The sequence below is a fragment of the Halorussus vallis genome (assembly GCF_024138165.1).
GTDB lineage: Archaea > Halobacteriota > Halobacteria > Halobacteriales > Haladaptataceae > Halorussus > Halorussus vallis.
On record NZ_CP100000.1, the window covers coordinates 3,849,601 to 3,874,233 of the forward strand.

The 24,633-nt window shown below is 66.4% G+C and carries 26 protein-coding genes; 17 read left to right on the top strand and 9 right to left on the bottom strand.

What is annotated here, in order from left to right:
- Positions 1 to 150: 150 nt before the first annotated feature.
- The 4 genes from NGM07_RS19500 (at position 151) to acs (ending at position 4,025) form a co-directional block, all read left to right on the top strand.
- A complete protein-coding gene (locus tag NGM07_RS19500) occupies positions 151 to 750 on the top strand; it encodes an N-acetylmuramoyl-L-alanine amidase (RefSeq protein ID WP_253514765.1) in 600 nt (199 codons plus the stop codon).
- 207 nt (positions 751 to 957) lie between these two features.
- Complete coding sequence (locus tag NGM07_RS19505) at positions 958 to 1,524, top strand: M23 family metallopeptidase (protein ID WP_253514766.1); 567 nt, start codon at positions 958 to 960, stop codon at positions 1,522 to 1,524.
- A 102-nt stretch (positions 1,525 to 1,626) separates the two neighbouring features.
- Positions 1,627 to 1,845: a DUF8015 family protein gene (locus NGM07_RS19510; protein WP_253514768.1), complete on the top strand. Its 219-nt coding sequence runs from the start codon at positions 1,627 to 1,629 to the stop codon at positions 1,843 to 1,845.
- A gap of 188 nt (positions 1,846 to 2,033) precedes the next feature.
- Positions 2,034 to 4,025 (top strand): acetate--CoA ligase, encoded by a 1,992-nt coding sequence (gene acs, locus NGM07_RS19515; protein ID WP_253514770.1) that lies wholly within the window; start codon positions 2,034 to 2,036, stop codon positions 4,023 to 4,025.
- 100 nt (positions 4,026 to 4,125) lie between these two features.
- Here acs and NGM07_RS19520 read toward each other — a convergent pair whose 3' ends face one another.
- Positions 4,126 to 4,428: a hypothetical protein gene (locus NGM07_RS19520; protein ID WP_253514772.1), complete on the bottom strand. Its 303-nt coding sequence runs from the start codon at positions 4,426 to 4,428 to the stop codon at positions 4,126 to 4,128.
- A gap of 165 nt (positions 4,429 to 4,593) precedes the next feature.
- On the opposite strand from NGM07_RS19520, the gene NGM07_RS19525 reads away from it, so the two are divergent.
- The 10 genes from NGM07_RS19525 to NGM07_RS19570 all read left to right on the top strand — a co-directional run bounded on the left by NGM07_RS19525 (position 4,594) and on the right by NGM07_RS19570 (position 15,558).
- Positions 4,594 to 4,737 carry a hypothetical protein gene (locus NGM07_RS19525; protein ID WP_253514774.1) on the top strand — a complete coding sequence of 48 codons (144 nt, stop codon included), beginning with the start codon at positions 4,594 to 4,596 and terminating at the stop codon, positions 4,735 to 4,737.
- A gap of 137 nt (positions 4,738 to 4,874) precedes the next feature.
- A complete protein-coding gene (locus NGM07_RS19530; protein WP_253514776.1) occupies positions 4,875 to 6,488 on the top strand; it encodes a long-chain-fatty-acid--CoA ligase in 1,614 nt (537 codons plus the stop codon).
- An 805-nt stretch (positions 6,489 to 7,293) separates the two neighbouring features.
- Positions 7,294 to 7,977 (top strand): haloacid dehalogenase type II, encoded by a 684-nt coding sequence (locus NGM07_RS19535; RefSeq protein WP_253514778.1) that lies wholly within the window; start codon positions 7,294 to 7,296, stop codon positions 7,975 to 7,977.
- Positions 7,978 to 8,220: 243 nt separating this feature from the next.
- Positions 8,221 to 9,546, top strand: a complete 1,326-nt coding sequence (locus NGM07_RS19540) for a substrate-binding protein (RefSeq protein ID WP_253514780.1) — start codon at positions 8,221 to 8,223, stop codon at positions 9,544 to 9,546.
- 155 nt (positions 9,547 to 9,701) lie between these two features.
- On the top strand, positions 9,702 to 11,105 hold the full coding sequence (locus tag NGM07_RS19545; protein ID WP_253514782.1) for a substrate-binding protein: 1,404 nt from the start codon (positions 9,702 to 9,704) through the stop codon (positions 11,103 to 11,105).
- Between the two features lie 119 nt (positions 11,106 to 11,224).
- Positions 11,225 to 12,160 carry a branched-chain amino acid ABC transporter permease gene (locus NGM07_RS19550; protein ID WP_253514784.1) on the top strand — a complete coding sequence of 312 codons (936 nt, stop codon included), beginning with the start codon at positions 11,225 to 11,227 and terminating at the stop codon, positions 12,158 to 12,160.
- Complete coding sequence (locus NGM07_RS19555; RefSeq protein WP_253514786.1) at positions 12,157 to 13,353, top strand: branched-chain amino acid ABC transporter permease; 1,197 nt, start codon at positions 12,157 to 12,159, stop codon at positions 13,351 to 13,353. Before NGM07_RS19550 ends, NGM07_RS19555 begins: the two co-directional genes overlap by 4 nt.
- On the top strand, positions 13,354 to 14,112 hold the full coding sequence (locus tag NGM07_RS19560) for an ABC transporter ATP-binding protein (RefSeq protein WP_253514788.1): 759 nt from the start codon (positions 13,354 to 13,356) through the stop codon (positions 14,110 to 14,112).
- Positions 14,109 to 14,855 carry an ABC transporter ATP-binding protein gene (locus tag NGM07_RS19565; RefSeq protein WP_253514790.1) on the top strand — a complete coding sequence of 249 codons (747 nt, stop codon included), beginning with the start codon at positions 14,109 to 14,111 and terminating at the stop codon, positions 14,853 to 14,855. The genes NGM07_RS19560 and NGM07_RS19565 overlap by 4 nt, the downstream gene beginning before the upstream one ends.
- Complete coding sequence (locus NGM07_RS19570; RefSeq protein WP_253514792.1) at positions 14,821 to 15,558, top strand: thioredoxin family protein; 738 nt, start codon at positions 14,821 to 14,823, stop codon at positions 15,556 to 15,558. The genes NGM07_RS19565 and NGM07_RS19570 overlap by 35 nt, the downstream gene beginning before the upstream one ends.
- A 379-nt stretch (positions 15,559 to 15,937) precedes the next feature.
- Here NGM07_RS19570 and NGM07_RS19575 read toward each other — a convergent pair whose 3' ends face one another.
- The 7 genes from NGM07_RS19575 to NGM07_RS19605 all read right to left on the bottom strand — a co-directional run bounded on the left by NGM07_RS19575 (position 15,938) and on the right by NGM07_RS19605 (position 21,557).
- Positions 15,938 to 16,342, bottom strand: coding sequence for a universal stress protein (locus NGM07_RS19575; protein ID WP_253514794.1), 405 nt, complete (start codon positions 16,340 to 16,342; stop codon positions 15,938 to 15,940).
- Positions 16,343 to 16,385: 43 nt separating this feature from the next.
- Positions 16,386 to 16,667, bottom strand: coding sequence for a DUF7520 family protein (locus NGM07_RS19580; RefSeq protein WP_253514796.1), 282 nt, complete (start codon positions 16,665 to 16,667; stop codon positions 16,386 to 16,388).
- Between the two features lie 435 nt (positions 16,668 to 17,102).
- On the bottom strand, positions 17,103 to 18,848 hold the full coding sequence (ctaD, locus tag NGM07_RS19585; protein WP_253514798.1) for a cytochrome c oxidase subunit I: 1,746 nt from the start codon (positions 18,846 to 18,848) through the stop codon (positions 17,103 to 17,105).
- A 169-nt stretch (positions 18,849 to 19,017) separates the two neighbouring features.
- On the bottom strand, positions 19,018 to 19,227 hold the full coding sequence (locus tag NGM07_RS19590) for a DUF6684 family protein (RefSeq protein ID WP_253514800.1): 210 nt from the start codon (positions 19,225 to 19,227) through the stop codon (positions 19,018 to 19,020).
- Between the two features lie 61 nt (positions 19,228 to 19,288).
- The gene (locus NGM07_RS19595; protein WP_253514802.1) at positions 19,289 to 19,648 is read right to left on the bottom strand and encodes a DUF7541 family protein; all 360 of its coding nucleotides are present in this window, start codon (positions 19,646 to 19,648) and stop codon (positions 19,289 to 19,291) included.
- A gap of 125 nt (positions 19,649 to 19,773) precedes the next feature.
- Entirely contained in the window at positions 19,774 to 20,166 is a 393-nt protein-coding gene (locus NGM07_RS19600) for a DUF7410 domain-containing protein (protein ID WP_253514804.1), read from the bottom strand.
- The gene (locus NGM07_RS19605; RefSeq protein WP_253514812.1) at positions 20,163 to 21,557 is read right to left on the bottom strand and encodes a hypothetical protein; all 1,395 of its coding nucleotides are present in this window, start codon (positions 21,555 to 21,557) and stop codon (positions 20,163 to 20,165) included. The genes NGM07_RS19600 and NGM07_RS19605 overlap by 4 nt, the downstream gene beginning before the upstream one ends.
- Positions 21,558 to 21,910: 353 nt before the next feature.
- On the opposite strand from NGM07_RS19605, the gene NGM07_RS19610 reads away from it, so the two are divergent.
- A complete protein-coding gene (locus NGM07_RS19610) occupies positions 21,911 to 22,174 on the top strand; it encodes a hypothetical protein (protein ID WP_253514813.1) in 264 nt (87 codons plus the stop codon).
- Here NGM07_RS19610 and NGM07_RS19615 read toward each other — a convergent pair whose 3' ends face one another.
- A complete protein-coding gene (locus NGM07_RS19615; RefSeq protein ID WP_253514815.1) occupies positions 22,175 to 22,438 on the bottom strand; it encodes an MTH865 family protein in 264 nt (87 codons plus the stop codon).
- 119 nt (positions 22,439 to 22,557) lie between these two features.
- On the opposite strand from NGM07_RS19615, the gene NGM07_RS19620 reads away from it, so the two are divergent.
- Complete coding sequence (locus NGM07_RS19620; protein ID WP_253514816.1) at positions 22,558 to 23,601, top strand: M42 family metallopeptidase; 1,044 nt, start codon at positions 22,558 to 22,560, stop codon at positions 23,599 to 23,601.
- Positions 23,602 to 24,030: 429 nt separating this feature from the next.
- Positions 24,031 to 24,597 carry a plastocyanin/azurin family copper-binding protein gene (locus tag NGM07_RS19625; RefSeq protein ID WP_253514818.1) on the top strand — a complete coding sequence of 189 codons (567 nt, stop codon included), beginning with the start codon at positions 24,031 to 24,033 and terminating at the stop codon, positions 24,595 to 24,597.
- Positions 24,598 to 24,633: the final 36 nt, after the last annotated feature.

A 24,633-nucleotide genomic window follows, 5' to 3' on the forward strand; every position in this document is an offset into this window, starting at 1 on the left:
CGTGACGGTTCGACGATTCCACGGTGGGGAGGACTCCGACCGGCGACCGGTCGACGGTCGACCCCCGACAATTAAGATCACCAACATGTTAATTCATAAAATAAAACTAGAAAAAATATATTAGTCAGCCACGCGTTCGAATTCATGCAAATGCATTCCCGACGAAATATACTCAAGAAGTTCGGTGCGGCAAGTACTGCGAGTCTCGCCGGAGCGGCCGCCCTCACGGGGACCGCGGCGGCGAAACCCTCGGTCGACTGGGAGGCGGCCCACTCGAGCAACTACACGTCCGCCGACCGGGGCGCGGGCTACATCGACTGGATCGTCATCCACACCGTCCAGGGGTCGGCCCAGAGCGCGGTCAACTGGTTCCAGGACCCCGACGCCGACGTGAGCGCCCACTACACCGTCGCCCAGGACGGCTACAGGTACCAGTCGGTCAGCGACATCAACATCGCGTGGCACGCGGGCGGGTCGAACTACAACACGTACTCCGTCGGCATCGAGCACGGCGGCTACGTCAGCGGTACCTACGAGGACGCCCAGTACCGGGCGTCGGCCAAGCTCGCCAGTTGGCTCTGCGACCAGTACGGTGTCCCGAAACAGCACCCGTCCAGCGTCCCCTACGACGCCGCGAACCCGGCGAACGGCGGCATCATCGCCCACTCCCAGGTTCCCGAGAGCACCCACACCGACCCCGGGTCCAACTGGGACTGGGACTACTACATCGACCTCGTCAACTCGTACTGAGAGAAATCCGCGACTCAGCAACTCACGACGCGAAAATTCACCCGACGGACGTTCGGCAAAGCACTCGGAACCGCGGCCACCGGTCTGGCCGTTCCCGCGACGCTCAGCGGGAGCGCGAGCGCCTTCAGCGACGGCGAGCGAGTCGAGGCGACGACCGACCTCAACACCCGCCACCGACCCGGCCTCGAATCCGAAGTGGTCGGTACGATGGCGCCCGGCACGGTCGGGGAGGTCGTCAACGGTCCCACGACCGAGGACGGCTACACCTGGTGGGGAATCCACTGGCTCGAAGCCGACATCTGGGGCTGGTCGGTCGAGCGGTACCTCGCGTCGAGCGGCGGCGGTAGCGGCGGCGCCGACCTCGTGTGGCCGATGAACGGCTACATCACTTCGCCCTACGGCCAGCGGTCGAGCGGTTTCCACGGCGGCGTGGACATCGGCCACAACGGCGAGATCGGCACGCCCATCTACGCCGCCCACGGCGGCACCGCCTACACGGCGTACGACTCGGGCGGATACGGCAACTACGTCTACATCGACCACGGGAACGGCTGGGAGACGGAGTACGGCCACGTCAACAGTTTCGGCGTCTCCGACGGCCAGACCGTCGCCCAGGGCGATTACATCGCCGGCATGGGCAACTCCGGAAACTCGACGGGACCGCACCTTCACTTCGGCGTCGAGGTGAACAACGACCCGAAACCCATCCCCGGGAGCGACGGCCAGACCGTCTCCGCCGGCGACGCCATCCCTCGGGACTACAGCGGGCTGTAATCCCCGAGAAACCGTAACTCCGGGTGGCCGGCGACCGCTTTCGACCCGCCTCGGGCCGGCGCCGACCAAACTTTCTTCCGGCCGCGGGACGTCGGTTTCGACATGGAGTACACGGTCCAGTACTACGACCTCGTGCTCGCGGCCATCTTCGCCACGATGGCGCTCGGCGCGGTCGTCGGTGCGGTCACGTCGCTCGCGCTCCCGACCGCCGTGACCGCGGCCGGCCTGCTCGCGGCACTCGCGGTCGCCCACGCCCTGTTCGTCAACGGACCGGTCGACGGTCCCGAGGACCTCACCGACGAAGTCGACGCGCTGAACTGAGCTCGCGCTCGCCGCGGACGGCCGCCGGCCCGGCGGCCGTCCGCGGCGATTGGTGATGCCGAGATTTCTGACACTTCAAGGGGCCGTTTCCGGCAATATTCTCGGCGAACGAGGTGCTTTCTTGCCGTTTTCCGTGATTGTTCGTGGCAATCTTTATTGCTCTCCTACGTGAGGATTCATACGAACCTATGCCGGATGATACCGTAGAACTCGAAGCACGGCTCGAAGAACAGGAAGCGTTCGAGCCGCCGGAGGAGTTCGTCCAGCAGGCGAACGTCTCCGACGAGTCGATCTACGAGGAGTTCGACGAGAACTGGCCGGAGTGCTGGACGCAGGCGGCCGACCTTCTCGACTGGTACGAGGACTACGACGAGGTGCTCGACGCCTCGAACCCGCCGTTCTACAAGTGGTTCACGGACGGGAAGCTCAACGCCTCGTACAACTGCATCGACCGGCACCTCGAGGAGCGCGGCGACGAGGCCGCCATCGAGTGGGTCGGCGAACCGGTCGACGAGGAGAACCGCACCTACACCTACGAGGACCTCCACCGCGAGGTCAACGAGTTCGCGGCCGCGCTCCGGGAGATGGGCGTCGGCGAGGACGACGTCGTGACGATGTACATGCCGATGATTCCGGAGCTTCCCATCGCGATGCTGGCGTGCGCGCGCATCGGCGCGCCCCACAGCGTCGTCTTCGCCGGCTTCTCGGCCGACGCGCTCGCCACTCGGATGGAGAGCGCCGACTCAGAGTACCTCGTCACCGCCAACGGCTACTTCCGGCGGGGCGACCCACTCGACCACTTCGAGAAGACCCGCGAGGGCCTCTCGAACGTGGGCCACGAGGTCAGCGACGTGGTGGTCGTCGACCGACTCGGCGACGAAGCGCACGGCTACGACCTCCAGGACAACGAGAGCTACTACCAGGACCTCGTCGACGAGCAGTCGGGCGCGGAGGTCGAACCGGTCGAGCGCGACGCCGAGGACATGCTGTTCCTCATGTACACCTCGGGCACCACCGGCCAGCCCAAGGGCGTCAAGCACACCACCGGCGGCTACCTGGCGTGGTCGGCCTGGACCTCCCAGTCGGTGCTGGACGTGAAGCCGGATGACACGTACTTCTGCTCGGCCGACATCGGCTGGATTACCGGCCACTCCTACATCGTCTACGGCCCGCTGGCGCTCGGCACCACGACCATGATGTACGAGGGGACGCCCGACCACCCCGAACGCGACCGACTCTGGGACATCATCGAGGACTACGAGGCGACCCAACTGTACACCGCGCCGACCGCCATCCGGGCGTTCATGAAGTGGGGCAGCGAGTTCCCCGACGAACACGACCTCTCGAGTCTCCGCCTGCTGGGCACCGTCGGCGAACCCATCAACCCACGGGCCTGGAAGTGGTACTACAAGCACATCGGCGACGAGTCCTGCCCCATCGTCGACACCTGGTGGCAGACCGAAACCGGCGGCATGATGGTGACGACGTTGCCCGGCGTCAAGACGATGAAGCCCGGCAGCGCGGGTCCGCCGCTGCCGGGGGTCGACGCCCAGATTGTCGACACCGAAGGTGAGCAGGTCGAGGCCGGCCGCGCCGGCTACCTCACCGTCCAGAAGCCGTGGCCGGGGATGCTCCGGACCCTCTACAAGAACGACGAGCGCTACATCGACGAGTACTGGGCGGAGTACTCCGACACCGACTCCGACGACATGGAGGACTGGGTGTACTTCCCCGAGGACGGCGCGAAGATAGACGAAGACGGTTACATCACCGTCCTGGGCCGGGTCGACGACGTCATCAACGTCTCGGGCCACCGCCTGGGCACGATGGAGATAGAGAGCGCCATCGTCGGCGTCGAGGGCGTCGCGGAGGCCGCGGTGGTCGGCGGCAACCACGACGTGAAGGGCGAGGCGGTCTACGCCTACGTCATCACCGAGGAGGGCTACGACGGCGACGACGGGATGCGCGACCGAATCATCCAGGGCGTCGAGGACGCCATCGGTCCCATCGCCCGGCCGGAGTCGGTCGTCTTCACCCCCGAACTCCCGAAGACCCGCTCCGGGAAGATCATGCGTCGCCTGCTCGAGGACATCGCCAACGACGAGGAACTGGGTAACACCTCGACGCTCCGGAACCCCGACGTGGTCGAGGACATCCAGCGGAAGGTCGGCGGCGACTGACCGCATCGCGTCGGCGACCGTTTGACCGACTACTTCGACTATCGTTTTTCTTCGAGTTTCGCTCCGCTGAGTGCCGCGTTCGCACCGTCGGGACTCCGGTTCAGGAATTCGACGGCGTCAGCGACTCGGCCGAAACCTCGTGACCGCCGTCGCGACAGATTTCGGCGCCCTTCGCGCCCACCGCCTCGGCGTCGGGGAGCCGACCCTCCTCGCGAATCTCGGTTTCGATCCACGCCGTCAACTCCTCGGCCGCCTCCTTGCCGGCGACCTCGTTCACTCGTTCGATGGTCCGCTCGTAGCGCTCGCGGCGGCCCGCCTCCTGTTTCGACCGGTAGTCCTCGCGGTCGCCCAGCGACTGCTCGACGGCCCGGTCGATGCCGAGGATGGCTTCCTTGAGGCTCATGTGTTCGGTGACGATATGCCCGGGTGAATAGCTGGTGGGCGACTCGGCGGCCGACGCCGCGACGTAGCTGGACGTGTCCGAACCGACCGACCTGCCGGACGGCTGCGAGTTCGCCGGCGCGCCACCCGGACCGGACCGACTCCCGAGGGCGGCGAGACGGTCACCGTGAACGGGTGGGAGTTGGCGGTCAAAAGCTACGGCGAGACGACGTCCGTCACGTGGAACTGCGGCGGGCGACGCTACGCGGTGTCGGGCCAACTGTCGAACGAGACGCTGACCGACGTCGCGTCGTCCGTCGCCTGCGAGTAACCCGGTCGCACCGCCCTCGAACGTTGACTTCTTTCGACGAGGATTCGTCGCCGGTTTCGCGGTTTCGCCGACGAACCGTCCCCGAAAAATCGCGTCCACCGGAACGTATATCACGAAAGTCGGTAACATATCTCGGTATGCGCAGACCCTTACTGGTCACGGACTTTCTGGACCGGGCGCGCGATTACTACGGCGACGAGGAGGCGGTTGTCGCCACCACGGGCGAGCGGTTCACCTATTCGGAACTCGGCGAGCGCGCCGACCGCGTGTCGGCCGCGCTCGCCGAACGGGGGATCGAGAAGGGCGACCGGGTGGCGGTGCTCGACCCCAACACCCACTATCACCTCGAAGCCGCCTACGGTATCATGCAGTTGGGCGCGGTCCACACGCCGCTGAACTACCGGCTGACGCCCGACGACTTCGCGTACATTCTCGAAGATGCCGGCGTGAAGGCCGTCGTCGCCGACTACGAGTACGCCGAGAAGATCGAGGCCGTGCGCGACGAGGTGCCGACCGAGGTGTTCGTCTCGAACGACGCGGCGGCCACCGACGGCGACTGGGAGGACTTCGACGACATCATCGCCGACGCCGACCTCGGGAGCTACGAGCGCCCGGAGATGGACGAGGACGACGTCATCACCATCAACTACACCTCCGGGACCACGGGCGACCCGAAGGGCGTGATGCGGACCCACCGGACCGAAACCTGCCACGCCCACCTCATCACCATCCACCAGGAACTCCGGGACGACGACGTCTACCTCTGGACGCTTCCGATGTTCCACGTCAACGGTTGGGGCCACCTCTACGCGGTGACCGGGATGGGGGCCAAGCACGTCTGCACCCGGGGCGTCGACGCCGAGGGTATCTTCGACGCCGTGGTCGCGGAGGACGTCTCGTACCTCTGTGCCGCCCCGACCGTGCTGAACATGCTGATGAACTACTACGAGGATAACGAGGTCGAAACCCGCGGCGCCAACGACGTCCGGGTGGCGACTGCCGGGTCCGCGCCGCCGGAGGCGACCATCCGGACCGTCGAGGACGACTTCGGCTGGTACCTCAAACACGTCTACGGCGCGACCGAGACGGGACCGCTCATCACCACCTCGGACGCCCGTCGCCTGCTCCCCGACGACGAGGAGCGGTTCTCGCTCAAGAAGCGCCAGGGAATCCCGTTCCTGAGCACCGAGGTCGCCGTGGTCGACGACGACGGCGAGGACGTCCCCCGCGACGACGCCACCATCGGGGAGATCGTCGTCAACGGCAACCAGGTGATGGAGGGCTACTGGGAGAAACCCGAGGCGACCGAGGAGGCGTTCAACGAGAAGCGCGAGGGCTGGTACCACACCGGCGACCTCGCGGTGGTCGACGAACACGGCATGGTGTCGATTCAGGACCGCAAGAAGGACATCATCATCTCGGGCGGCGAGAACATCTCCAGCATCGAGATAGAGGACACGCTGTTCGACCACGAGGCGGTTTCGGACGTGGCGGTCATCCCCGCCCCGAGCGAGCAGTGGGGCGAGACTCCGAAGGCGTTCGTCGTCCCGGCCTCCGGCGACCCCGACGAACCGGGGGTCACCGCGGAGGAGATTCGGGAGTTCACCAAGGAGAACATGGCCTCCTACAAGGCGGTGGGCGAGGTCGAGTTCGTCGAGGAACTGCCTGCGACCGCCACCGGGAAGATACAGAAGTACGAACTCCGCGAACGGGAGTGGGACGACGAGGACCGGATGGTCGGACAGGGATAGGGGCGTCGTCTCTCGGTAGAGTCTGTTTTTCTCGGCTGGTCTGCGGGAGGAACCTCGAGTGACGAGAACTACGGGGGTCGTGTCCACCCGTTCCCGAGAACAGCAACGACGGACGACAATCACAGCCAGAAAGCCCCCGCCCGCTCGCGGTCGTTGCGAGACATATCTGCGCCACGGCGAACCGCGCCGCAGATAGGGGTCCCGCAGACGACCATGGTGAACGCGAGCGGCCGGCCCCTTTCATTCCACCCGACAGCGACAACCACGCCCTCCCCAGCCGACTCCTTCGCGCCCTCCGGGCGCTCAGTCATCCACCGGAGGACAAACCGCGTCCTCCGAGCCTGCACTCGCTTCGCTCGCGCAGACCTCGCACGGGGAAGACGCGGCATGAAGCTGCGTCAGCGCGCGCCGTATCGGAAGTGAAGATACGCGCGACCGAATTCAAGTCGCGGCGCGCGCTGGCACGACCTCGTGTCGCGCCAGCGCGCGCGAGGGATGAGCGAACGCAGTGAGCGAATCGATTGGGGAGGCATGTGGTGCGGTGTTGTTGCGGTATGGGTGGATGAAAGGGGCCGCCTGCTCGCGCCCGCAGGGCGTGGTCGCCTCCGACGGGCCACTATCTCGGCGCGGCGTTGCCGCGCCGAGATAGCCCGCGGAGCGACCGCGAGCGGGCGGGGGCTTTCGGGGAGTTCTCCTTTACCGTCGTCGTTGCTATCCGCAGAGAACGCCCGGTCGGCACTCCTCCGCGAATATCTCTTCGGGAGCCCAAGACCCAAGGTACCTCCAATAGAGACACGTGATACCAATGGCCGAAGAAGACGAGGCGCTCTGTTTCGACATGTACGGGACGCTCTGTGACACCGGCAGCGTCACCGCGACGCTGGGCGAGGAACTCGGGGTCACCGACAAGGTGGTCGGGGCCGTCGACGAACTCTGGCGCCAGAAGCAACTCCAGTACGCGACCGAGGTCGCGCTGATGGAGTCCTACGAGACGTTCTGGAGCGTGACCGAGCGCGCCCTGGAGTACGCCCTGGCGTTCTACGACCTCGACGCCGACGAAGCGGCCCAGGACCGGATAATCGAGTCCTACGAGCACCTCGACCCCTATCCGGACGCCGTCGACGCCCTGGAGCACCTCGGCGAGTCGCGCACGGTCGTCGTGCTGTCGAACGGCAATCCCGAGATGCTGGCGACGCTCGCGGAGAACGCCGGCCTCGCGCCCCACCTCGACGACGTGATCAGCGCCCACGAGGTCGAGACGTTCAAGCCCGCGCCGGCGGTCTACCGGAACGCGGCCGACCGTCTCGACCGGGATTTGGGGTCGTGTCGGCTCGTCTCCTCGAACGCGTGGGACGTGGCCGGAGCCTCCGACGCCGGCATGCAGACGGCGTGGGTCAACCGCGCCCGCGAACCGGCCGAGCGCATCGGCGGCGACGCCGACCTGACCGTCGGGTCGCTGTCGGCGCTCGCCGAACGTATCGGCGAGTAGGCGGATTCGCCGGGCGAACGCGGAGACTTGCCGTACCCGTTCGTCAGCCGAGTCGTCCAATTTCCGAGCGGAACGGCGGTTCCGGTCCTAGTTTAGTGGACGAATACGCGACTCTCGCGGGCGGAGCCGTGACGGTAATCCGGCCGCGTCGCTCCACTAAGCGCCCACGTCCGGGATTTTTTACATCTCCGACCCCGGAATCTTCCCGTATAATTATTAATGATGTTGTAGTCGTGTGATACGATGTCACGGGGAAATGACAATGACGTGACGCGCAGAGATGTCGTGAAGATGGCCGGAGCGTCCGGTCTGGCGGGGGTTGCCGGGATAGCAGGGAGCGCGAGTGCACAGCAGAATCCGCCCATCGGGAACTTCCCGATTCAGGGCCAACCGACGTTCGGGTTCACCGTTCCGCAGTCGGGACCGTACTCTTCGGAGGGGCAGGACGAGCTTCGAGCCTACCGGCTGGCGGTCGAACACCTCAACAACGGCGGGGGCTGGATCGACAACTGGAGCGACCTCTCGGGCGACGGCGTGCTCGGCGAACAGATTCAGTTCGTCTCGGGCGACACGGCGACCGACGCCGACACCGCCCGCCAGACGGCCCGGCGGATGATCCAGCGCGACAAGGCCATCATGCTCTCGGGCGGATCGTCGAGCGCGGTCGCCATCGCCATCCAGGAACTGTGCCAGCGCGAGAAGGTCCAGTACATGTGCTGTCTGACCCACTCGAACGAAACCACGGGAACGAACTGCGTCCGGTACTCCTTCCGGGAGATGTTCAATGCCTACATGAGCGCGCAGGCGCTGGTGCCGCCGGTCACCAACGAGTACGGCCAGAACAACAACTTCTACCAGCTGTACGCCGACTACACGTGGGGCCAGACGGTGCAGGAATCGATGAAGCGCTTCTTCACCGAGGCCGGTTGGTCGCAGATCAACAGCGTCGCAACGCCGCTGGGGACCAAGGACTTCTCGTCGTACCTCTCGCAGGTGCCGCGCCAGCGGACCGACGTGCTGTTCCTCGACCACTACGGGCTGGACGGCGCGAACTCGCTCAGCCAGGCCAAGGACATGGGACTGCACAACGACATGGAGATCGTCGTCCCGCTTTACAACCGCCCGATGGCCCAGGCCGCCGGCGGTGCCATCGAGGGCGTCTACGGGACGGTCGCCTGGGACTCCCAGATCGACAACACGCCGTCGAACCAGTTCACGCAGGCGTTCCAGAACAAGTACGCGCGCATCCCGTCCGGACCGGCGCAACTGGCGTACGCCCAGACGCTCCAGTACGCCGCGGCGGTCGAGCGCGCCGGGACGTTCTATCCGCCCGAGGTCATCAAGCAACTGGAGGGCTTCCAGTACAACAACATCGGCATGGGTCAGGAGACGATGCGCAAGTGCGACCACCAGGCCCAGCGGGCCGTTCCCGTCGTGAAGGGACTGCCGCAGAGCCAGCAGAAGCAGGGTCAGTTCTTCGAGATCGTCAACCTCACGCCGCGGGATACGCTCGGCTACTCCTGTAGCCAGGGCCCCGCGGCCGAGTGCGACCTCGGACCCTACCAGTAACGAGCCTATCCAGTAACGAGCTGATACCGAACCCGCATTTTTCCGGTAATTCTTGACAGCGACCCGATTACTTTCGGCAATATTCGCGTGAACTCGCGGATGTCAGCTATGGAAACACAGTAACAATTATTACCTACCGGTTGCTCCACGACACCATGCCACAATCTAACAGTGGCCCAACGCGACGCGACGTCGTAAAGGCAGCAGGCGCGACTGGCGCGGCGAGCATCGCTTCGCTCGCCGGATGTATCGGCGGCGGTGGCGACGGTAGTGGCGGCGGTGGCGGCGGTGATGGCGGCGGAGACGGCGGCGGAGGCGGTGGCGGCGGTTCGCAAGACTATCCGCCGCTCGGCAACTTCCCGGTCGAGGGCGACACGGTAAAACTGGGGTTCAACGTCCCGCAGTCCGGCCCCTACTCCTCCGAGGGGAAGGACGAACTTCGAGCCTACAAGCTCGCGGTGAAACACCTCAACAACGGCGGCGGCTGGGTCGACAACTGGAGCGACCTCTCGGGCGACGGCGTGCTCGGCAAGAAGGTCGACTACGTGACCGGCGACACGGCGACCGACGCCGACACCGCTCGCCAGTCGGCCCGGCGGATGATAAACCGGGACAACGTGATGATGGTTTCCGGCGGGTCGTCGAGCGCGGTCGCCATCGCGGTCCAGGGGCTGTGCCAGAAGGAGAAGGTGCTGTTCATGGCGTGTCTCACCCACTCGAACGACACCACGGGTAAGGACTGCGCCCGGTACGGCTTCCGGGAGATGTTCAACGCGTACATGACCGGCCAGGCGCTCGCGCCGGTCGTCACCGAGGAATACGGGAACGACCTCAAGTTCTATCAGCTGTACGCCGACTACAGTTGGGGCAAGACCCAGCAGGCCTCGATGAAGAAGTTCTTCGAGGAGGCGGGCTGGTCGGAGATCGACAGCGTCCCGACGCCTCTCGGCACGAAGGACTTCCAGTCGTACCTCTCGGAGGCCGAAAGCTCCGGCGCGGAGGCCATCTTCCTCAACCACTACGGCCTCGACGGCGCGAACTCGCTCAGTCAGGCCATCGAGATGGGACTGGACAAGAAGATGGAGATCGTGATGCCGCTGTACAACCGACCGATGGCCCAGGCCGCCGGTGGCGCCATCGAGGGCATCTACGGCACCGTGGCGTGGGACGCCCAGATCGACAACGGACCGTCGAACTCGTTCGCGAAGGCGTTCGGAGACGAGTACAACGGCCGCGTCCCGTCCGGACCGGCCCAGTTGGCGTACGCCCAGACGCTCCAGTACGCCGCGGCGGCCGAGCGCGCCGGGACGTTCTACCCGCCCGAGGTCATCAAACAACTGGAAGGTCGGAAGTACAACAACCTCGGCATGGGCGAGGAGACGATGCGCAAGTGCGACCACCAGGCCCAGCGCGCGGTCCCGGTCGTGAAGGGACTGCCGGGGTCCAAGCAGGGTTCGGGGAGGTTCTTCGAACTGGTCAACCTCACCTCCAAGGACAAACTCGGCTACAAGTGCGGCGAGGGACCGGCGGCGGAGTGCGAACTCGGTTCGTACGAATAGGTCCCCGGCGCAGTTATTCACTAACGTTTATAATCGATAGAGGATACCAACCACATGGTAGAATTTCGCATGGACAGTAGTAGTCACGAAGAACGGAGACAACGCTCGAGGGGACAGACGTGAGTCTCGTTTCCGAAGTAGCTACGGTGCTGATAAACGGGCTCCAGCAGGGAGCCATCTACGTGCTGGTCGCCATCGGACTGTCGATCATCCTCGGGACGCTGAAGTTCGTCAACTTCGCCCACGGGGCGCTGTATCTGGTAGGCACGTACGCCGGCCTCTTCATCACGCTCAACGTCCAGTTGACGGGCGGGAAACTGATGGACTGGGGCTACAGCGAACTCGGACTCGGGTGGGGCTTTCTGCCCGCACTCGTGCTCGTCCCGATTATCGTATTCGTCGTCGGCGTCCTGATGGAACGATTCGTGGCCAGACCGTTCTACGACAGGCCCGACACCGACCAGATTCTGTTGACGTTCGGACTGGCCATCGTCGTCCAGGAACTGTTCAAAATCCTGTTCGGCGGTCAGAGCTACAACTTCGCGCGCCCGGCGTGGGCCAGCGGGCCGGTGTCGCTGCCGCTCATCGGTAGCTTCCCGCAATGGCGCCTCTACGTGCTCGGCATCACCGCGGCGCTGGTCATCGGCGTCTACTTGCTCATCGAGTACACCGACTTCGGCCTCGTGGTGCGCGCGGGCACTCGCGACGCCGAGATGGTCCAACTGCTCGGCATCAAGATCACCCGGCCGTACCTCATGGTGTTCGGCGTCGGCGCGGCGCTCGCGGGCGTCGCGGGCGTCGTCGGCGGCCCGCTGTACGCGGTCAATCCCAACATCGGCACCGAGGTGCTGGTGCCGGCGTTCCTCGTCGTCGTCATCGGCGGGGTCGGCTCCATCACCGGCGCGGTGCTCGGGGGCATCCTCATCGGCGAGACGCTGGCCATCCTGGTCGCGGTCGCGCCCCAGTGGTCGCAGGTCGGCATCTACGTGCTAGCGGCCGTCGTGCTGCTCGTGCGGCCCCAGGGACTGCTCGGCGTCGAGGAGGTGACGCCGTGACGGACGAAGGAACCGAGCGCGCCGACGCGCCCGCCGACGCCACCGACGACGGGACCGTCGTCGGGGCGGCCGAGCGCGAACTGTTCGACTGGCAGTCGCTCAAGGAGAGCGAACTGTTCGTCGTCGCCGCGACCACACTGTTCGTCGCGGTGTTCCCGTGGCTGTTCGCCGACGCGCCAGTCATCAGCGGCTTCTTCAACGGCTACCGGGACCTCGCGACGCTGATGCTCATCTGGGGCATCTTCGCGATGGGGTTCAACCTCCTGCTGGGCTACACCGGCCTGCTGTCGTTCGGCCACGCGGCCTTCTGGGGCGGGGCGGCCTACGCCGCGGGCATCTTCAGCCACACGGTCTCCTCGAGTCCGATACTCATCATCGTCGCCGGGACGCTGTTCGCGGCCGTGCTGGCGTGGGTGCTCGGATTCATCTCGCTCCGCCGCGGCGGTATCTACTTCTCCATCCTCACGCTCGCGTTTGGCCAGATGGCCTACTACCTCGCGCTGTCGCCACTCTCGCAGTACACCAACGGCGAGAACGGCTACACCAGCGTCGAGATCGGCCAACTGCTGGGCACGTTCTACCTCCGGTACCCGGTGCCGGGTCTGGAGTGGCTGCTGGGGACGTGGAAGTACGTGCTGGTCGGGACGGTGACCGTGCTGTCGGTCGCCGCCGCCTACCGCATCCTCCACTCGCCCTACGGGATGGTGTTCCGCGCCATCCGCCAGAACGAACAGCGCGCGGAGTTCGTCGGACTCAACGTCTGGCGCTACAAGCTGATGGCGTTCATCATCTCCGGGTCGTTCGCGGGAATCGCCGGGAGCCTGTTCACCATCCACGGCGCGTACGTCCCGCTCCAGTCGCTGTACTGGACGACCAGCGGCGAGGTCGTCATCATGGCGGTGCTGGGCGGCGTCGGGTCGCTGTTCGGCCCCATCGTCGGCGCGGGCGTCTACCTCTACGTCGAGAACATCATCAGCGGCGTCCAGAAGCTCACCGTGCCGTTCACGGGGCCCGCCGAGTGGCTCACGCTGGTTCAAGAGCCCGTGGTCCTGCTGGAGGGCTTCGGCGCGTACTGGCACCTCATCCTCGGACTCGTGTTCGTGCTGGTCATCGCGCTGTTCCCGCGTGGCATCTGGGGGCTGTTCGAAGACCTCGGCGCTTCGCTGCGCCGCCTCTCGGGAGGTGACCGGTAGATGGCGCTGCTCGAAACCGACGGCCTCACCAAGTCGTTCGGTGGCCTCACGGCGGTCGACGACGTGACCCTCGGCATCGAGGAGGGCGAGAGCGTCAGCGTCATCGGCCCCAACGGCGCGGGCAAGTCGACGCTCATCAACCTCATCACCCGGATGCTCGACGTCACCGACGGCGACATCCGGTTCAAGGGCGACTCCATCGTCCGGGCGGAACCCCACGAGGTCGTCCAGAAGGGCGTGAGCCGGTCGTTCCAGACCGCCTCCATCTTCCCGGAGCTGACCGTCGAGGAGAACGCCCAGATCGCGGCGCTGGCCGCCGAGAAGGGTTCGTTCAGGTTCGACTTCCTGCGCCACCGCAACAAGTACGGCGAGGTCGACGCGCTGGCCACCGAGATGCTCGACGCGGTCGGACTGCTCGGCCAGCGGAGCGTCACCGCCACCGACCTGCCCTACGGCGACAAGCGCAGGCTCGAAATCGGCATCGCGCTCGCGAGCGAACCCGACCTCCTGCTGATGGACGAACCCACCGCGGGGATGTCGCCCGAGGAGACGGCCGCCACGGTCGAACTCGTCGAGGAAGTCAAGGAGGAACTCGGCCTGACCATCATGCTGGTCGAACACGACATGGAGATCGTGTTCAACGTCTCGGACCGCATCGTCGTGCTCAACCGCGGGAGCGTCATCGCGGAGGGCACGCCCGAGGAGGTCCGGGGCGACCCCGACGTCCAGGAGGCGTACCTCGGAGGTGTCGAGGTGTGAGCCTGCTGGAACTCTCCGCGGTCGACTCCTACTACGGCCAGAGCCACATCCTCCGGGACGTGACGATGAGCGTCGAGGAGGGCGAGATTTGCTCGCTACTCGGCCGGAACGGCGCGGGAAAGACCACGACGTTGCGGTCCATCTCGGGGGCGCGACCCCCGGAGGTCCGTGACGGCAGCGTCACGTTCAAGGGCGAAAACATCACCGACCTCGCCCCCGAGGACATCTCCTCGCGGGGAATCTCGCTCGTCCCCGAGGAACGGCGGGTCTTCCCGAACCTCACGGTCGCGGAGAACCTCCACCTCGCGGAGGTGACCAACAACAAGTCCAACACCGTCGGCCGTCAGATTCCCGAGATAAAACACGCGGGCATGACGACCGCCGACGTCTACGAGGAGTTCCCGCGCCTCGACGAGCGCCGGGACCAGCAGGCCGGCACGCTGTCGGGCGGCGAACAGCAGATGCTCGCCATCGCGCGGGCGCTCAAGCAGAGCACCGACTTGCTGTTGCTCGACGAACCGTACGAGGGGCTGGCGCCCCAGATCATCGCGGACGTCGAGGACGCCATCGAGCGCATCAGCGAGTCTGGCACCACCATCCTGCTGGTCGAGCAGAACGCGGTCGCCGCGATGGACATCGCCGACCGCTGTTACGTCATCGACCAGGGGAGCATCGTCTTCGAAGGCGCCGCGGAGGAACTACGCGAAGATGGAGAAACCAGGGAACGATACCTCGGCGTCTGAGGCCCCGGAGGAGGGGTCGCCGTCGCCGACCGACGACGCAACCGACCCCGACCCGGACGCGCTGTTCGACCGACTGGTCGCGGAGGGCGTCCTCCGTGAGGACGACAACGGCGTGACCACGACCCAGGAGTTCGACGACGACCACGCGGTGTACTACGACTCGTACGTCGGCGTCGGCGACGAGGAGTTCCACCGGTCGGTCGCCGAGACGTTCGGCCTGCCGGACGCCGACGCGGCCGCCGCCGTGGTCGCCGAGCAGGGAATCGAGCGCACCGACCTCGCGCGCTACCTCGCGCTCCGCTCCCACCTCCCCGACGACGTGTCGGCCGCCGACCTCGGCGTGATGGACGGGATGGTCGCCGAGGTCACCCCCGACACGCCGGTGCCCGACTCGGTGCCGGACGTGACTGACGACCCCGCGTCGTTCGTCGCCGAGCACGACCGGGCGGTCGTGACCGTCTGGAAGCGCTTCTGCGAACCGTGCGAGCGGATGGCCGCCGAGTTGCCCGACGCGATGGCGGCCGCTCCCGAAGCGATGGCGTTCGCCGGCATCGACGGCGAAGTCGCGACGGAGTTCTGCGCGGCCCACGAGGTCGACGCCGCGCCGGCGTTCGTCGCCTTCGAGGCGGGCGAGCGCCGCGACACCGTCACCGGCCGCGCGGTCGAGGACCTCCGCGAGACGCTCGAACGGTTCTACGACTGACCCCGCCGCTTCTTCTCGGTCTTCCGTCGTTCAGCGGTCGCGTCGTCTCCGGAGGCCCAACCGGTAGCGTATTTCGAAACCGTCGAGATTCGACCGTATGACGACGACCGAGGAGGCCATCCTCGTAGAACTGTTCGCGCTCCTGCTGGTGGCGTTCGCCGGGGTCGACGAACTGACCGGCACGTACGTTCTCGCCGACTAGGACGTCATCGGGACCACGGAGTTCTGGCTGGTGGCCGGTTTCCTGGTCGGCGGCTACGGTTTCGTCGCCGGACTGCGTTCGGAGGCGTAGCCAGCGCTCGCCGGGAGCGCGGTCGAAGAATCGGACGGGCCGGTGGGGCGCCGACGCCGTCGGCGCCCACCGGCGGACGGGTTCGGACTACTCGACGCCTTCCAGTCCGCCGGTCACCAGCACCGGGCGGTCGGCCTGGAGGATGACGGACTGGGACGTGCTGCCGAAGATGGCCTTGCCCGCGGGCGACCGGCGTCGCCCGCCGACGCAGATGAGGTCGGCGTCCTCGTCCTGGGCGAAGTCGAGGACGACGGCCGCGGGTTCGCCGCTGCGCTCCTCGATGGTGGTTTCGACGCCCGCGGATTCGAGCACCTCGCCGGCGCGCTTGACCGACGCGATCTGGGCGGCCGACGCGCCGCCGGGGTTGTCGGTGAACACGTGTAGGAGCGTCGCCCGCACTTCGTCGGCGGCGTGCGGGAGATCGGCGACGTCCTCGGCCTGTCTCCGTGCGCGCTCTTCGTCTTCGTCCACGGCCACGACGACGTGGTACATGCTCGGACCTACGAAGGTGACCGCCTTAGCTATTCCCCCGAATTCAGCCCTCTCGGCGCGAGTCGTGTGCGTCGGCGGCGTCGGCCCGTTGGGAGACGAAGGCGACCAGCGCCAGGGGGACGCCCAGAATCAGTCCGACCGTCACCATCCCGTACACCGCGAGGCCGAGCGGCGTGGGCTGGAGTTCGATGAAACCGAGGAGCGGAACCGACGTGAGGTCGTCCGGACCGGCGACGCCGAGCGCGACGCCGGCGGCTCCCGCGAACGCCACGAAGAAGGCGTAGAGACCCACGACGAACGAACGACCGCGGAACGTCTCGGACACGTTCGACGGTTGGGCCACCGGAAGGATTAGCCTTTTCATCCGGTCGGTCCGTAGGTCGGGTATGTCCGAAAAAGACATGCTGGCGTACCTCCTGGGGGGTATCGCGTTGCTCATGTTCTCGATGGGTATCATCCTCGCGGTGACGTAGAGGCCGCCCGCGCGGACGTCCGGACCCCGAGTCGGCCCGCGAGCGAGTCCCCGAGCAGGCCGAGTGCATCGCGAGCGGTTTCCCGAAGCCAGAAACCGACGGGGTCGCGGTGGCCACGTCGACCCCCCTTCCCCGACGAGGTTCACCGCACGTACTTCGCGCGCGACACTCCACTCGTCCCGTCCTTTCGTCTCGGCAGGCAGTGGGCGCCGCCGGCCACGTCGACGGCTTCGACGTGGCCGGCGGCTCTCCGGCGAAAATACGAGAAAACGAAAACCGGCCGCGTGTTACTCTTCGTGCGCTTCGTCCGGTTCACCGCCGTCGGTGGCGATGGCGGTTTCGCGCTTGCTCTCGAACCACTCCCACTCCTTGGTGAGCAGGCCGTCGTCCTCGAGGCTCCAGGGGTCGTGGCTCTCGACGCGCGGGCCTTCGAGCCACGAGGTCACGATGTTCCAGACGAAGATGAGCTGGCCGAAGCCCATGATGAACGCCCCGACCGTCGCGATGAGGTGGAGGTCGGTGAACTGCGGCAGGTAGGTGGCGTAGCGGCGAGGCATCCCGCCGTAGCCCAGCAGCAACATCGCAAAGAACGTGACGTTGCTACCGATCATGGTGGTCCAGAAGTGCCAGTGGGCGAGGCGCTTCTGGTACATCCGGCCGGTGTACATCGGGAACCAGTAGTAGATGCCGGCGAAGCCGGCGACCGCGATGGCACCCATCACGATGAAGTGGAAGTGTCCGACCACGTAGTAGGTGTCGTGGAGCACCAGGTCGACCGGAATCGACGCGAGGAACACGCCGGTGACCCCGCCGATGATGAAGTTCTGGACGAACCCGATGCAGAACAGCATCGGCGCCGTCATCCGGAGTCTGCCGTTCCACATGGTGGTGATCCAGTTGAACACCTTGACGGCGCTCGGAATCGCGATAGCGAGCGAGACGGCCATGAAGCTGGCGCGGATGCGGGGGTCGATGCCGGTCGCGAACATGTGGTGGGCCCAGACGCCGAAGGAGAGGACGCCGATGGCCAGCGTCGAGTAGACGACGAACTTGAACCCGAACAGCTTCCGGCCCGCGAACCGCGGCAGGATGAGACTGACGAGTCCCATCGGCGGCAGCACCAGGATGTACACTTCGGGGTGACCGAAGAACCAGAAGAGGTGCTGCCAGAGGATGGGACCGCCGCCCTCCGTGGTGAAGAACGTCGTCCCGAAGTTACGGTCGAGCAGCAGCATCACGAGGGCGCTGCCGAGCAGGGGGAACGAGAAGAGGATGAGTCCCGACTGGGTGAGCATCGTCCAGGAGAAGATGTCGAGGCGCTCCCAGCCGACCTCCTCGCCGCGCTCGGTGAAGATGGTCGCGATGAAGTTGATCGCACCCATCGTCGCCGACACACCCGAGAGGTGCAGGCCTAATAGCATCAGGTCGACGCCCGGATTGGTCTGCTCGGCCGACAGCGGCGTGTACATCGTCCACGCCGTCTGGGCGGGCTGGATGTCGCCGCCGGTCAGCGTCGCCAGCGGGAAGCCCAGCCAGATGAGGATGGCCGCGGGCGGGAGCAACCAGAAGGCGATGGCGTTGATGCGGGGGAACGCCATGTCGTCGGCGCCGATGAGCAACGGGATGAAGTAGTTCCCGAAGGCGGCGATGATGGGCGTCCCGAACAGGAACAGCATCGTGATGCCGTGGGTGGTCAACAGCGAGTTGTAAAAGTTGGCCCCCATGAAGTTCTCCGCGGGCGCGGCCAGTTCCGCGCGCATGAGCAGGACGGCGATGCCGCCCCACGCGAACGCGGTCAGGCCGTAGACGCCGTACAGCATCCCGATGTCCTTGTGGTCGACGGTCGTCAGCCACCGAATGATTCCGGCAGGCTTCTCGTGGTGGGCCTGCCCGGTCTGTTCGCCGACGTAGCCTCCGCCGCTCGTCAAGGGAGTGTACGACCGCCAGTCCTCGAAGCGCGAGAGGAACGCGGCGACCGCCAGGAGGAAGACTCCCATCACGACGGTGAGTGCTATTTGCCCGGCTTCTACCATACCAGAAGCTTGGACCCGAGGGTTATGAAAGGTTAGGATACGACTCCGGCCCTCTCTTGCGATTGGCCCGAATCGCGAAAGCTCGCAGCGAGCGGAGGCGTCACCGACGGTTCGGAAAGTCCTCCGAGAAGCGGACGGACTTCGGCGTTCCGGGGGAGATTCCGGCGGTTCAGATGTACTGGGCGGCGAGGTAGGTGAGGCCGGCCAGCCCGAGGAACGGGACCACGAGGAGGGCGTAGCCGACGACCGAGGTCAGCCCCTCGATCGGCCACGGCGAGGCGACCGTGAACAGCGCCAGGAAGAAGGTGATGATGCAGATGGGGATGAGGTTGACCGTGATGTCCAGCCAGGTTTCCCTGTCGAAGATGGGGGTTGCCATGGTCGGCGGTATTCGCGGAGGAACCAAATAGGTTGTCGATTCGTCTGGGCGAGGTCGGCGCTCAGACCCCTCGGGGCTGGTAGAACGACCCGAACACGCCGCCGAGGAGGCAGACGACGCCGCCGGTGACGATGGCGATGCCCCGCAGGCGGATGCTCCCGGTGGTCAGGAGCGCGATGGCCCCGCCCACGCCCACCGAGAGGACCGCGGCCGTAATCAGGCCCTTCCACGGGTCGTCGATGTACTCCGACTCACGGAGGATGCCGACGACGCTCCCGACGAACAGCAGCATGCCGCCGACCGCGACGGGAAACAGCGGCCAGACGATGCCGACCTCGAAGATGGCGAGACCGAACGCGACGAACAGCGGCCACGGACTCGCTTTTCTATATTCGTCGCTCAGTCCCGGTTGTTCGTCCATACCGACAGTCGGGGTGGCGCGGACTAAAGGGCACCGAATGTCGGTCCGACGGAGGGAGGCCTGGCGCGCCGCGAGTCGGCACGCTCGCCGGTCGGCCGACCGCCGTCGCCGTACGGTCGTCACCGTCACGCCCTGTCGCGGGCCGGAATCCACCCGACGACGAAGAGGCTCGCGCTCAGCGGGTCGTCGGTGAAGTACGAGTAGACGAAGAGGAACGCGAAGTAGAGCAACACCAGCAACCCCAGCATCTTCAACCGGAACAGTCGGAGGTCCTCGTTCTCGCTCCGGTAGGCGTCCCGGAACGCCTCGCGCTCGCCGTCGTCGAGTCGCTCCCAGTGGTCGAGGCCGCGGTGGAGGACCAACCGTTCGCGGTCCCGGAGCGGGCGACCGCAGTCGGGGCACTCGACGACCGACGCGTCTGCCGGGACCGACGTCTCGTAGGCGGTCCCCTCCTCGGCCCTCTCGAAGGCGGTGTTCTCGGCGCTCGACGTCTCGGTGGCGGGTGTTTCGGAGTTCATACGTACGGTGGGACGACGTTCGGTGCGGAGACGATCCAGAGACTGCTCATGGTGTAGAGGACCATCACCACGACGAGCGGGTACTGACTCCGGACTGCCTGCAGGCGGCCGGGGAACGCGTCGTAGGCGCTGGCGTGGGCGACCCAGACCGCGAGCAGGTGGCCCAACAGGACCGCCGCGACGGAGACGCCGCCGAACCAGCCCGGAAGCACGATGACGACCGGATTCGCCGGCGGCGAGAGCGGATTCGTCAGGACGCCGACCAGCACGGGCGACAGCGACACGAAGTAGCCCAGGAAGTGCGCGAGGTGGTAGCCGGCCGCGATGGGCAACAGCGACCCGGCGAACCGCCGGGCGAGCGCCGCGGACGTGAGGTACGTCTCGGCGGTGTCGCGGGCGTACCGGGCCGCTAGTCGGTACGCGCCGAGGAAGACGCCGAAGCCCAGGAGCATCGCCGCGGGGTAGAGCAGTTCGGCCGGGACGCCCGCGCCGACCACCGCGCGGGCCAGGTCGCGCCACACCGGCGTCCCGACGAAGCCGTCGTAGGTCGTCACCCACAGCAGGGCGACGACGAACGCCACCTCGTCGCGACCGTCGACGAGGTCGGGGTCGGTCAGCGCCGACCCGGGCAGGCGCAACTGGAGGCCGTCCTCGTCCCGGTGAATCGGTGCGACCGCCCCGTAGTAGCGGAAGACGCGCGCGATGGGGTCGACCCGGTCGAACCACGTCTCCGACCCGAAGACGAACGCGCCCGCGAGCGTGACCGCCGTGTAGCCCAGCACGACCAGCGCCAGCAAATACGGCTGGTCGGCCAGCGGGCTGACGACCTCCAGCCAGACCAGCGCCAGGAGGCCGACGACGCTCGGCCACGCGCCGAGGTCGTCGGGGTAGGGCCGCTCCAGCGAGGGAAGCCAGTCGGCGAGCGCACGCCAGGGGTTCAGCGCGGGCCAACTGTTGCCGACGAGGTAGACCGTCGCGACGTAGCCCGCCCACCAGCCGACCCACACCACCAGCACGGCGGCGTTCTGGAGCGGGTTGGCGAGAGTCGGTATCACACGACCGGCCAGCCCGATAGCGATTACGCCCGCCAGGGCGACCACCGACAGCGCTCGGGTCGCCGACGTCAGCGCGTCGAGCGCGCCGACGTCGGCGACGCGCCGCCAGTCGTGGACCGCGCGGACGAACGCCCGGTCGGTGACGAAACTCGCCAGCAGGAACGACGCGCCGACCGCGCCGCCGCCCGTGAGCAGGAACAGCCACGTCGGAACCGACAGCGTCCCGGCGGCGGCCCGTAGGGCGCCGCCGTGGGCGCTCGCGCGCCCGGCCAGCGCGAGCGCGCCGGCGAGGCCGACGAGGAGTCCCGCTCGGATTCGTCGCGTTTCGTCGCTCATCGTATGACGTTGGGAGGGTCCGGTCTTTTGGCTTACGAACCACCTTTTGCTGCAGTCGGAATCGCGGCTGAAGCCGCGATCCTCCCTTGCAAAACCTGGACCAAAAGCCTTCGTCACCCCCTCGGAAGCGGCCCTCGGCCGCTCCTTCGAGGGTTCCTCGGCCCGCTCGCTCACTTCGTTCGCTCGCGGCAAGGAGGCTGGTGCGCGACCGCAGGACCGCCCTGGACCACAACCGTGGAACCGCCAACGCAACCGCAAGACGGGGCCGGTGCTCTCCGGATTTGGGGAATTATTCGACCCGAGCGCCAGCACAGTTTTGTAGGATGCTGGTGTACCGCAGGCGGGGAGACTTCATGGAACGACAAGGTACACCGACCGGACCCGGAGAGCGCGAGATGGGAGGAGAGCCGACGCAGGCGTCGCAGCCGGACGACATCGCCGAGATGGACATCACCGAGCCGACGGTGACGTGGCTGGAGGTGTCTCACCCCCAGCAGCCAATTCCCATCGGCGAGAAAGACCGCGTGCTCGACAGCCACTTCAACGAGCAGTACGACGTCTGGGAGGTCCTGCTGGTGGCGCTCCCGGACGAGGAAGAGGAAGAAGACGACGAGTAATCAGATCATATCCTTCTGTTCGAGTCCCGCGATGAGGTCGTCAACGAGGCTGTCGACGTTCTCGTAGGGGAAGTCCTGGGTGTCCGAGAGCTTCGTCGACAGCTCCATCGCGGTGAAGCTAACGTCGCCCGCCTCGAAGCGCGTGCCCGGGCCGTTCGGGAGCGCGGGGACGAGGTCCATCGGGTTGCTGACCGGGTAGTCTGCGCCTTCGAACGCCTCGGTGAACTGCTCGCGGAGTTCGGCCTTGGTTTCTTCGTCTGCCATGAACGGGACGTGTATCGAAGCGTGCAAAAACGTTCCGGAACCACTGAAAACTCGTTGTGCGTTGATTCGCCGGCGAGCGGAGTGGCGAAGTTTATGTCGGCGGCATCGATACCACGGCCATGGACTACGACTTCGAGTTGCTCCGGGAACTGACCGAAACCAGCGGCGTCCCCGGATACGAGGACCGCGTTCGGGAACTCGTCTGCCGGGAGTTCGAAGGCGCGGTCGATTCAGTCGAAACCGACGCGATGGGGAACGTCGTCGGGACAATCGAAGGCGAGAGCGATTACTCGGTGGCGGTCGCCGCTCACATGGACGAGATCGGCTTCATGGTGCGTCACGTCACTGAGGACGGCTTCCTCGCCGTCGACCCCCTCGGCGGGTGGGACCCCGAGGTGCTCCGCGCTCAGCGAGTGACCGTCCACGCCGCCGAGGAGGACCTGACTGGCGTCATCGGTTCGATTCCGACCCACGTCCAGGACGACGACGAGGGCGGCCTCTCGGTTGAGGACGTGACCGTCGACCTCGGTCTCCCCGTCGAGGAAGTCGAGGAGCGCGTCGCGGTCGGCGACCTCGTGAGCATGGACCAGACGACCGAACTGATGGGTGACGCCGTCACTGGAAAGGCGCTCGACGACCGTGTCTGCCTGTTCGCGATGCTCGAAGCCGCCGGGCGAATCGAGAACCCGGACGTGACGGTCCACTTCTGCGCAACGGTCCAGGAGGAACTGGGCGTCCGGGGCGCGCCCGCGGTCAGCGTCGACGTCGACCCGGACCTCGCCGTCGCGCTCGACGTGACCGTCGCCAACGACATCCCCGCCGTGGAAGACGAGGCGGACTACGTGACCGAACTCGGCGGGGGCGCGGCGATAAAGCTCAAAGACTCCAGCGTCGTCACCACGCCGAAGGTCCACCGCCGGATGCGCGCGGTGGCCGAGGACCGCGACATCCCCCACCAGACCGAGATTCTGCCCTCGGGTGCGACCGACACCGCGGGCTTCCAGAACACCCACGGCGCGAAACCGGTGGGTGCCATCTCGGTGCCGACCCGTTACCTCCACACCGTGACCGAGACGGTCCACCGCGAGGACCTCGCGGCGACTATCGACCTCCTGACGGCGTTCCTGGAAACCGAAACCGGCGAGCACGACTACGCGCTGTAGGTTTGTTCTGGGGGAGTTCGATCAGCACGACCCCTATTTGGCCCCGTTTTGGTACTTGAAGCTTCGTGGTGGACGGACTCGGAATCGGCTGGGGAGGCGCGTAGGCGGTGGCGGTGCGGTCGTCAGGGCGCGAAGTCTCCGTGAGCGAAGCAAACGGAGGCTCGGAAGTCACAGCGCGCGCAGCGAAGCGGGCACGACCGTCTTCCGGTGCGCCCGTACCAGTTCGAGGGCGGAAGTCGCACCACGTTCCGAAGATGCGATGAAGCCGAGTCGCCACAGCGACTCGGCTTCATCGCATGCCGTTTTTTGGTCCAGCTTTTTTCGAGGAGCGGTGGCCACGCGGCGCGACGCGCCGCGTGGCGACCCGACGACGAAAAAAGGTGGAGGGGAAGCGAAAGAATTCAGTACCCGCCACCGTAACCCTCTGGTATGACAGACGCGGAAGGCAGCCAGACGGTGTCGCGGCGCGGATTCATGCGCGCCGCCGCGGGCGGGGCGGCGGCCGCGGGCGCCGCCGGGACCGCCGCGGCGCAGGAAACCAGCGGCGGTGGTGGCGGGACGAAGACCGTGGTGGTCGGCCCCGGCGGGAGCCTGAAGTTCGAACCCGCGGACCTGACCATCGCACCCGGTACCACCGTCAAATGGACCTGGGAGTCCGACAACCACAACGTGGTGCCCGAGAGCGTCCCCGACGGCGCTAGCTGGGAGGGGACGAAGGGTGCGCCGAGCAAGACGTACAACACCGGCCACACCTACACGCACACGTTCGACAGCACGGGGACCTACGAGTACTTCTGCCAGCCCCACAAGACCGCCGGCATGACCGGTTCCATCACCGTCCAGGAAGGCGGTGCGAGCAGCGGGAGCAGCCAACCCGCCATCCCCTCCAGCGCGAAGACGCTCGGCATCGCGACCACGACCGCGCTCGTGTTCACGCTCGGTCTGGCCTACTTCTTCCTGAAGTACGGCGGCGACTACGGCGAAGTCAACGAGTAATCGCCGCAAAATCGACGTTCGACTCCCGTTTTCGTC